Annotated in this window: 7 protein-coding genes; 3 read left to right on the top strand and 4 right to left on the bottom strand. The window is 70.6% G+C overall.

Annotated features, from left to right (window positions below):
- Positions 1–36: 36 nt before the first annotated feature.
- Complete coding sequence (gene trxA / locus NDW01_RS34700) at positions 37–396, bottom strand: thioredoxin (RefSeq protein WP_252828583.1); 360 nt, start codon at positions 394–396, stop codon at positions 37–39.
- Between the two features lie 442 nt (positions 397–838).
- Here trxA and NDW01_RS43595 point away from each other — a divergent pair, with 442 nt between their 5' ends.
- The 3 genes from NDW01_RS43595 (at position 839) to NDW01_RS34680 (ending at position 3,863) form a co-directional block, all read left to right on the top strand.
- Positions 839–2,137 (top strand): helix-turn-helix domain-containing protein, encoded by a 1,299-nt coding sequence (locus NDW01_RS43595; RefSeq protein WP_305883845.1) that lies wholly within the window; start codon positions 839–841, stop codon positions 2,135–2,137.
- Between the two features lie 145 nt (positions 2,138–2,282).
- Positions 2,283–2,426, top strand: a complete 144-nt coding sequence (locus NDW01_RS34685; protein ID WP_252828582.1) for a hypothetical protein — start codon at positions 2,283–2,285, stop codon at positions 2,424–2,426.
- Positions 2,427–2,609: 183 nt separating this feature from the next.
- Entirely contained in the window at positions 2,610–3,863 is a 1,254-nt protein-coding gene (locus NDW01_RS34680; protein WP_252828581.1) for a glycosyl hydrolase family 8, read from the top strand.
- Positions 3,864–3,958: 95 nt separating this feature from the next.
- Here NDW01_RS34680 and NDW01_RS34675 read toward each other — a convergent pair whose 3' ends face one another.
- From NDW01_RS34675 to NDW01_RS34665, 3 genes are all read right to left on the bottom strand, one after another.
- Positions 3,959–6,091 (bottom strand): glycoside hydrolase family 31 protein, encoded by a 2,133-nt coding sequence (locus tag NDW01_RS34675; protein WP_252828576.1) that lies wholly within the window; start codon positions 6,089–6,091, stop codon positions 3,959–3,961.
- Positions 6,092–6,198: 107 nt separating this feature from the next.
- Positions 6,199–7,131: a Ppx/GppA phosphatase family protein gene (locus NDW01_RS34670; RefSeq protein ID WP_252828575.1), complete on the bottom strand. Its 933-nt coding sequence runs from the start codon at positions 7,129–7,131 to the stop codon at positions 6,199–6,201.
- Between the two features lie 157 nt (positions 7,132–7,288).
- Positions 7,289–7,915 carry a TetR/AcrR family transcriptional regulator gene (locus NDW01_RS34665; RefSeq protein ID WP_252828574.1) on the bottom strand — a complete coding sequence of 209 codons (627 nt, stop codon included), beginning with the start codon at positions 7,913–7,915 and terminating at the stop codon, positions 7,289–7,291.
- Between the last annotated feature and the right edge of the window lie 5 nt (positions 7,916–7,920).

Here is a 7,920-nt window from a genome sequence, read left to right as displayed (position 1 = left end):
CGGCCGGTGTGACCGGCCGGCGCCCCGCCGCCGGCGTCAGGACTTGTTCGCGAGGCGGCTGCGCACGTCGTCCATGTCGAGGGCGCGGACCTGCTCGATCAGGCTCTCCAGCGACTCGGCGGGAAGCGCGCCGGGCTGAGCGAACACGATGACCCCGTCGCGGATCGCCATGATCGTCGGGATCGACGTGATGTCGAAGCGTGCGGCCAGGTCCTGCTCGGCCTCGGTGTCGACCTTGCCGAAGACGACGTCCTCGTGCTTGACCGAGGCCTCTTCGTAGATCGGCGCGAACATCCGGCACGGCCCGCACCAGCTCGCCCAGAAGTCGACCAGCACGATGCCGTCGCCGCTCGCCGTCTTGTCGAAGTTCTCGGCCGTCAGTGTCGTCGTGGCCATTGAAGCTCCTCGTCATCGAATGCCGGCGACCCGTCGGGCCGCCACGCACTCGACAACGTCGCAGTGGGGGCGGTGATTCCATCGCCCCCGCGATCCGGCCGGTGGGCCGGCATCACGTGGAACCGGGGTTCTCGGTGGTGTGACCGCCCGGTCGGCCACACCACCGAGAATCCGGGCATTCCCGCTCCTACTTCGAGGATGCGGTTCCGGATCCGGTCAGCAGCAGGTGAGGTCACCCGGTGACGGTACGGACAGGGCGACGGTCATTGAGGCACTCGACCGGGCCGTCGCGGCGGACGCCGACGTGACGGAACCGGCGGTACCGCTCACGATCAGTGACGCGATAGTCGAAACGAAGACCAGTGCTATGGCCCTGCGCAGACGTGACATTCTTTCTTATCCTTTCCTGTGGCAGTGTCATTTTCTTCTAGAGGCGGGCGAGATGCCAGAGCAAGAATCACTCGGTGAACGGATTCGGACTTTGCGGCTGCGCAAGAACCTCTCTCAGGCACAGCTCGCCTGGCCGGAACTCTCCGACAGCTACGTCTCACTCATCGAAAGCGGCAAGCGCACGCCGGCGCCGAGCATGATCGCGTTGCTGGCCCGCAAGCTCGACTGCTCCGAGTCATATCTGCTGACCGGAGTCAGCGAGGAGGCGATCGCGGGCCTCCGGGAGACGCTGCGTTACGCGCACATCGCTCTGGAGAACGGCGCGGCCGATGAGGCACGGATCCGTTTCGCCGAGGTTCTGGCCCATCCGGCCGTGACCGATATTCCGGGGCTCGCTCACGAAGCGTGTTGGGGGCACGCCCTCGCGCTCGAGGCGACCGGCGCGCTGAAGGAGGCGATCGGGGAGCTGGAGCGCGCGGCGGGGATGATCTCGCCCACCACCGAGCCCGACCAGTGGGCCCGGGTCCACACCGCGCTGATCCGCTGCCACCGGCAGCTCGGCGACCTGACCACCAGCATCCAGGTCGGCGAGGAGGCCCTGGACGAGCTCACCGTCATGGGCGGTCAGTGGAGCGACGCGATGGTGATGCTCGGCTCCACGATCCTCGCCGCGTACATCCACCGCGGTGACCTCGCGTACGCGCGCCAGTTCGCCGACATGCTGACCACGCGGGCGGAGGCCATCGGGACGCCCAAGGCACGGATGGCCGCCTACTGGAACGCCGCCTGGGCGGCGGAGCTCAGCGGTGACGCCCCCGGCGCGCTCAAGCTGGCCGAGCGCGCCATCGCGCTCCTCGGCGAGGAGGACGACGCCCGCAACCTGAGCCGGCTGCGGGCGGCCTACGGTCACTTCCTGCTCTGCGCGAGGCCGGACCGCGCCGAGGAGGCGCTCGACGTGCTCCGCCACGCCCAGCGCGAGATGGAGTCCACCGCCACCAGCACCGTCGACCTCGCGTCCTGCCTGCTGCACCAGGCGCGCGCCGAGATCGTGCTCGGCAACCCGGTGGAGGCGGCGAGCCTGGCCCGGCAGGCCGCCGGGCTGCTCGGGGACACCGCCGGCCAGGTCATCGCCGAGGCGTACACCGTGCTGTCCGACGCGCAGGCGCGCCTCGGACAGCGGGAGGAGGCGGTGGCCGCCCTGTTCCAGGCGGTGGACTACCTGGAGAAGATGGAGGCGCACCGGCCCGCGGCACGCGCCTGGTTCGACCTGGCGGAGCTGCTGGGCGCGGCGGGGCAGGCCGACGGGCAGAAGGTGGCCTTCCAGCGTGCCCTCGCCTGCATGGGACTGTGACCGCGAAACGCTTGCCGGGCGTCGACCGATGAGATTCTGACCGGAACCGATCAGCGCTGCGGCGCGTCTGTGTTCTCGTTGAATGAAGGGTTTCTCCGGAGAAGCCGGATGAAGCCTGAAGGTACGACTCTCGGAGGAAGACGTGATGGTTCGGCGGATCCGGCTGGCGACGGCGGCGATCGTGGGACTCGTGCCGGCGTTGCTCGCGCTGTCGGCCTGCGGCCACTCTCACCACCACGTGGTGCACCACCACGTCGTCCACCACGTGGTGGTGCACCACCACCACTGACGCGACCGCGGGGCGGGCCGGGGACTCCCCCGGCCCGCCCCGCGTCGTTCGGCGTCGTCCTCTTGACGTAGGTGCGGAGGCGATTCATCCTCGGAGCTTGTTAGGAAACCTTCCTAACAAGCGTCGGAACGCCGGCACGCCGGTCCGGCGACGCCCGCAGTGTCCCCTTCCGAGGAGCCCGCCATGTCCCACCGAACGGCCCGGACGACCGCCCTCGCGACCGTGGCCGCCGCCCTCTCCCTCCCCTTCATCACCATGACCGGCCCGGCCGGCGGCGCGTCGACCGCCGGCTCGGAACCGGTCCGGGCGGCCGCCGCCCCCACCCGTCCCTTCCCGGCACACGTGACGTACCGGACCGGTGTCCTGCCGTCCGTGGGTCAGTCCGCGCGGGACGCCGCCGTCAAGAAGCAGTACGACTCATGGAAGAGCAAGTACCTGCGCGCCGCCTGCGGTGGGTACCTCGTCTACGCGACCGGAGACGCGCCGAACAAGGGCACCGTCTCCGAGGCGCAGGGCTACGGGATGAACATCGTGCCGCTGATGGCCGGATACGACGCGAACGCCCAGGCGGAGTTCGACGGGCTGTGGCACGTCGTATCGACCCACCGCGACTCCCACGGCATGATGCAGTGGAAGATCGACGGCAGCTCCTGTGAGTACGCCGACTCCGGCACGCCGGACGCCGCGACCGATGGCGACCTGGACGTCGGCTACGGCCTCATCCTCGCCGACCGGCAGTGGGGCGGCTACACCACCGCCGCCAAGGACTGGCTGGCCAAGTTGTACGCCGCGGACGTGGCCCCCGACGGGCATCTCAAGTGCGAGGACGACGGACCGACCACCGACACGCGCCCGTCCGACCACATGCTCGACCACCTGCGCGCCTTTGCCGCGTACGACCCCGCGCATGACTGGAACAAGGTCGTCACCCGTACCGAGGCCGTGATCCAGGAGTTCACCGCGAAGTACTCCCCCACCGCGAACCTGCTGTCGGACTTCGTGGTGGACGCGAACACCACCGGCCCGAAGCCGGCCCCCGCCGACTACCAGGAGAGCCAGCCGGACGACATCGTCGGGTACAACTCCGTGCGCGTGCCGTGGCACATCGGCACCGACGCCCTCCTTTACGGCTCGTCCGTGAGCATCGGCGTCGCGACGAAGGAGTCCGCGAGCTACAAGAGCCATGCCGGCGGCGACCCCGCCAAGATCTACCCGCACACGAAGCTCGACGGCACGCCCACACAGACCGGCGACCAGTCCGAGGCGGCCAACGATCCCGTCGGTGTCGCCGCCATGGCCGCCGGAGACCAGGGCTGGACCGACAAGCTCTGGAACTTCCTGGCCGGCAACCCGTACGGCGACACGTACTACGGTGAAACGATCAAGATGCTCGTCTACATCGTCATGGCCGGTGACTACTGGTCGCCCGCGAGCTGAGGCGGCGTGAAGCGGACCGCGGCCGGTGACCAGGGTCACCGGCCGCGGTCGTCGCCCCTACCGCTCCGGTCGGCACGCCGCCGACCGGCTGCCGCCTACTTGAGCGCGCGGATCGCCGTGGCGGCGCCCGGGGCCTTCAGATCGACGAACGCCGGCGTGACGTCGAGCGGCACGCTGTAGCCGCGCAGGGTCACCGGGCCGTGGATCACGGTGCCGCGGTTGACGTCGAACCAGGTCCCCGTCGGCAGGAACACGTCACGGGTGACGCCGCTGCTCAGCTTCGGCGCGGCGAGAACCGCCGGGCCGAGCATCCACTCGTCGTTCACCGTGTACGCCCTCGCGTCCTTCGGGAAGTCGAAGAACAGCGGCCGCATGATCGGGTCGCCGGTCGCGACACTGTGCCGCACCTGGTCCCAGATGTAGGGCGCGAGCCTGCCGTGCGCCTGCACGGCGTCGCGGTACCGGTCGATCGTCTCCTGGTCGTAGGAGACCGGCTTGCCGGTCGTCGTGTCGTTGGTTCCGGCGGGGGACGTCGAGGAGTACATCAACGGCATCAGCGAGGCCGCCTGGGCCCACCGGATGAGGACCTCCTTGGTCGGGGCGGGCTGGCCGAGCGAGCCGCCGACCATGTCGGTCTCGACGAACGGATAGCCGATCGTGGAGATCGCGAGGTTCTGCGCCACGGAGGCCGCGAGGGAGTCCCAGCCGGTCCCCTTGTCGACCTGGCGGATGACGAAGCCGGTCTGCTGCGATCCGCTCCAGTGCACGCGGATGCCGGCGCCCTGCAGATCGAACTGGTCGGCGAGCTGCGCGCCGAGCCGCTGGTAGTCGGCGCGCCGGTAGCCGTCATCGGGGGCGCAGGTGTCGTCGAAGAAGCGGGTGTCGAACTTGAAGCCGTCCACCCGGTAGGTGCTCATCAGCTTCTTCAGGTTCGCGACGTACCAGGCCTTGGCGTCGGGGTTGGCCAGGTCGACGATGCCCGCGGTGCCGTTCCACCAGCTCACCGTGCAGGGCTTGGCGGGATCGGCCTTGTCCTTCAGCAGGTAGCCGTGGTCGGCGGCGTACCGGTAGTTGGTGGAGTCCAGGTTGATCCACAGGGTGACCCAGATACCGAAGTCGTAGCCCATCGCGTGGATCCGGTCCGACATCGCACGGGCGTCGGGGAAGGTCCTGGTGTCGAAGGTCAGGTTGCCGTAGTTGGACTCCCACCGGTCGTCGAGCTGGATCGTGTGCCCGGGGATGCCGTCGTCGTGCAGCTTCTGCGCGTAGTCGAGGAGCTTGGCCTGGTCGACGTTCGTGTAGAACTGTGCCCAGGAGTTCCACAGCGGCTCGGCGAACTGCGTGTACGTGGCGTCGCTCTTGGCGGGCTTGCCCACGACGCCGGTGTGGTCGCGGTAGACCTGGAAGGGGTCCGCCTCCACGAAGACGGTGGCGTTGTAGGTGCCGCCGGAGTCGACGGTGAAGCGGCCGAGGCCGTCCTTTCCGTCGTTGATGGCGACGTCCATGACCTCGTCGGTGTCGACGAGCAGCCCGGTGGCGCTGGAGGTGTACCAGAACGGGTCGACCACCTCGTACGACGCCGGCCCGAAGGCGTCGTCGTGCACGTCGCCGGCGTCCAGTGGCCACGGCTGGTCGGTGTACGGACCGCCGCCCGGGGTCGCCGTCTCGCCGTGGCCGTACCAGTGACCCGCGGACTTCAGGTCGAAGGCGAGGCCCAGCCGGTCGGCGGCGCCGCCCTTGACGCTCCAGGACAGGGCGTAACGGTCGGGCTTCGGCGTGATCAGCGCCTCGGCGGTGACGCCGTCCCGCGTGGTGGCGGTGTCGAGGCGCAGCACGCCGTTCTTCCAGGACCAGCCGGTGACCCTGGTGGCCCGCTGCCAGGTCCCGCCGTCGCGGAAGCGCAGGCCGCCGACCGTGCCGCCCGCGGTGGCCAGGACCGTGCGCCCGCCCCGCGTGGTCGTGATGGTCAGGGATTCGGTGGCGACCTTGACGGAGTACCCCGGCGCTCCGGCCGATGGGGGCACTCTGAGGGTCACCGAGCGGGCATCGTGGGTCACCCGCGGGCCGGCGGCGGCCTTCGTGCCGGCGTCCGCGGCGGGCACCGCGGCGAGGGAGCCCAGCGTCAGCGTTGCGAGAGAGACGGCGATCGCGACCGGTCGGTCACGCCATGACAGCACCCGGTACCTCCCGAGAGGGGTCTGCGGGCTGGTGCCCCCATTCCGGCCCATGCCTGATCATGATCGATCGTGCTCAGTTTTGGCCTCAAACGCGCACATGTCAACGTTTCGCGTGGTTGTTCCTGCTCACGCGTACGCGGCTCCGCCTCTCCGGCGGGTCAGGCCGACTCGGGCAACATGTCGAGATGACGCAGGATGACGCCCTCTCTCAGCGCCCACGGGCAGACCATGACCTCGGACAGCTCGAACAGGTCCATCGCGGCGTCCGCGACGATCGCCCCGGCGACGAGCTGCGGCGCCCGGCCCGGCGACACCCCCGGCAACTCGGCGCGCTCGTCCGCGCTCATCCCGGCCAGCCGTTCGGTCCACTCGATGAGGTCCGCGTGACTGAGCACCCGCTGGACCAGCGGGCCCTGCCCGGTCGGAGCGGCTCCGGCGATCCGGGCGAGCTGCTTGAACGTCTTGGAGGTCGCCACGGCGTGATCCGGCGTGCCGCGCCGTGTCACCCCGGAGACCTCGCGGGCGATCGCCGCCCGGACGTACTTGCGGAGCGCGCGCACCTCCTCGGGCGGCGGCGGATCGGCGGTGAACCAGTCACGGGTCAGCCTCCCCGCTCCCAGCGGCACGGACGCCGCGAAGTCCGGGTCCTCGTCGGCGCCCGCGGCGATCTCGAGGGAACCGCCGCCGATGTCGAGGAGCAGCAGGCGACCCGCCGACCAGCCGAACCACCGGCGCGCGGCCAGGAAGGTCAGCCGCGCCTCCTCCTCGCCGGGGAGCACCCGAAGGTCCACACCGCTCTCGGCGCGCACCTTCGCGAGGACGTCCTCACCGTTGGCCGCCTCGCGGACCGCCGAGGTGGCGAACCCGATGAGCCGTTCCACCCCCTTGTCCTCGGCGATGCGCACGGCGTCCGCGACGAAGCTCTCCAGCAGCGCCGCCCCCTCCTCGGACAGCCGGTCGTCCTCCAGGTGGGCGGCCAGCCGCATCTCCTCCTTGTGGGAGAAGGCGGGCAGCGGCGCCGCGCCGTGGTGTGCGTCGACCACCAGCAGGTGAACGGTGTTCGATCCGACATCCAGGACACCGAGTCTCATGGCCGCACGTTACCGGCCCTTTGCCCCGGTCCGCCCGGCGGCGTCCGGCCGTACCCGGCCGCAGGCCGAGTGCGGCCGGGCCGTCACCCGAGGAACGGCCCGGAGCGACGGTCCGGAGCGATGGTCCGCAAGAGACGGTCCGGAGCGATGGCCCGGATCAGCGGCCGATGCCCCGCAGTACGGCGGCGACCACGGCATCGATCTCCTCCGGGGGAACGGAAGCGGTGTCCGGTGTCCCGGAGCGGCGCAGCAACGAGGACAGGATCGCCTCGTGACAGACGCCGACCATCATCCGGGCCGCCGGCTCCACCGGCGCGTCCGGTGCGAGCCGCCCCAGGTCCCGCTCGGCCCGCAGGTAGCCGATCAGCCGATCGCGCCAGTCGTCCCCCGGCCGCGCCAGGTCGGCGAACCTGGCGAGGACCTCGGGCCGGCCGAGCAACCCGGCGAACGCCGGGAGGATCGCCCGATGCAGGTCCAGGCCGTGGGCGAGGTAGGCGCGCAGGTTGCCCTCGACCGTCCCGCCGCCCGGCTCGGGGAGCGCGCCGAGGCCGCTCTCGACGGCCCGTACCCGCGCCTGCAGAGCGTGGGCCAGCAACTCCTCCTTGTCGGCGAAGTGGTTGTAGAGCACTCCGTCGGCGACCCCGGCCGCGCGGGCGATCGCGCGCACGGTGAGCCCGGCCGTGCCGCGTTCGGAGATCAGGCGTTCGGCGGTGGCGATCAGGTGGGCGCGCAGGCTCTGCTCTCCGCCGCCGTCGCGGAGCGCCGCCGCTCTTCTCGGTGCCATCGGCA

This window comes from Actinoallomurus soli, assembly GCF_024055715.1.
Classification (GTDB): domain Bacteria; phylum Actinomycetota; class Actinomycetes; order Streptosporangiales; family Streptosporangiaceae; genus Actinoallomurus; species Actinoallomurus soli.
The sequence above is the reverse complement of the archived record's forward strand: the minus strand, read 5'-3'. Positions and strand labels throughout refer to the sequence as shown.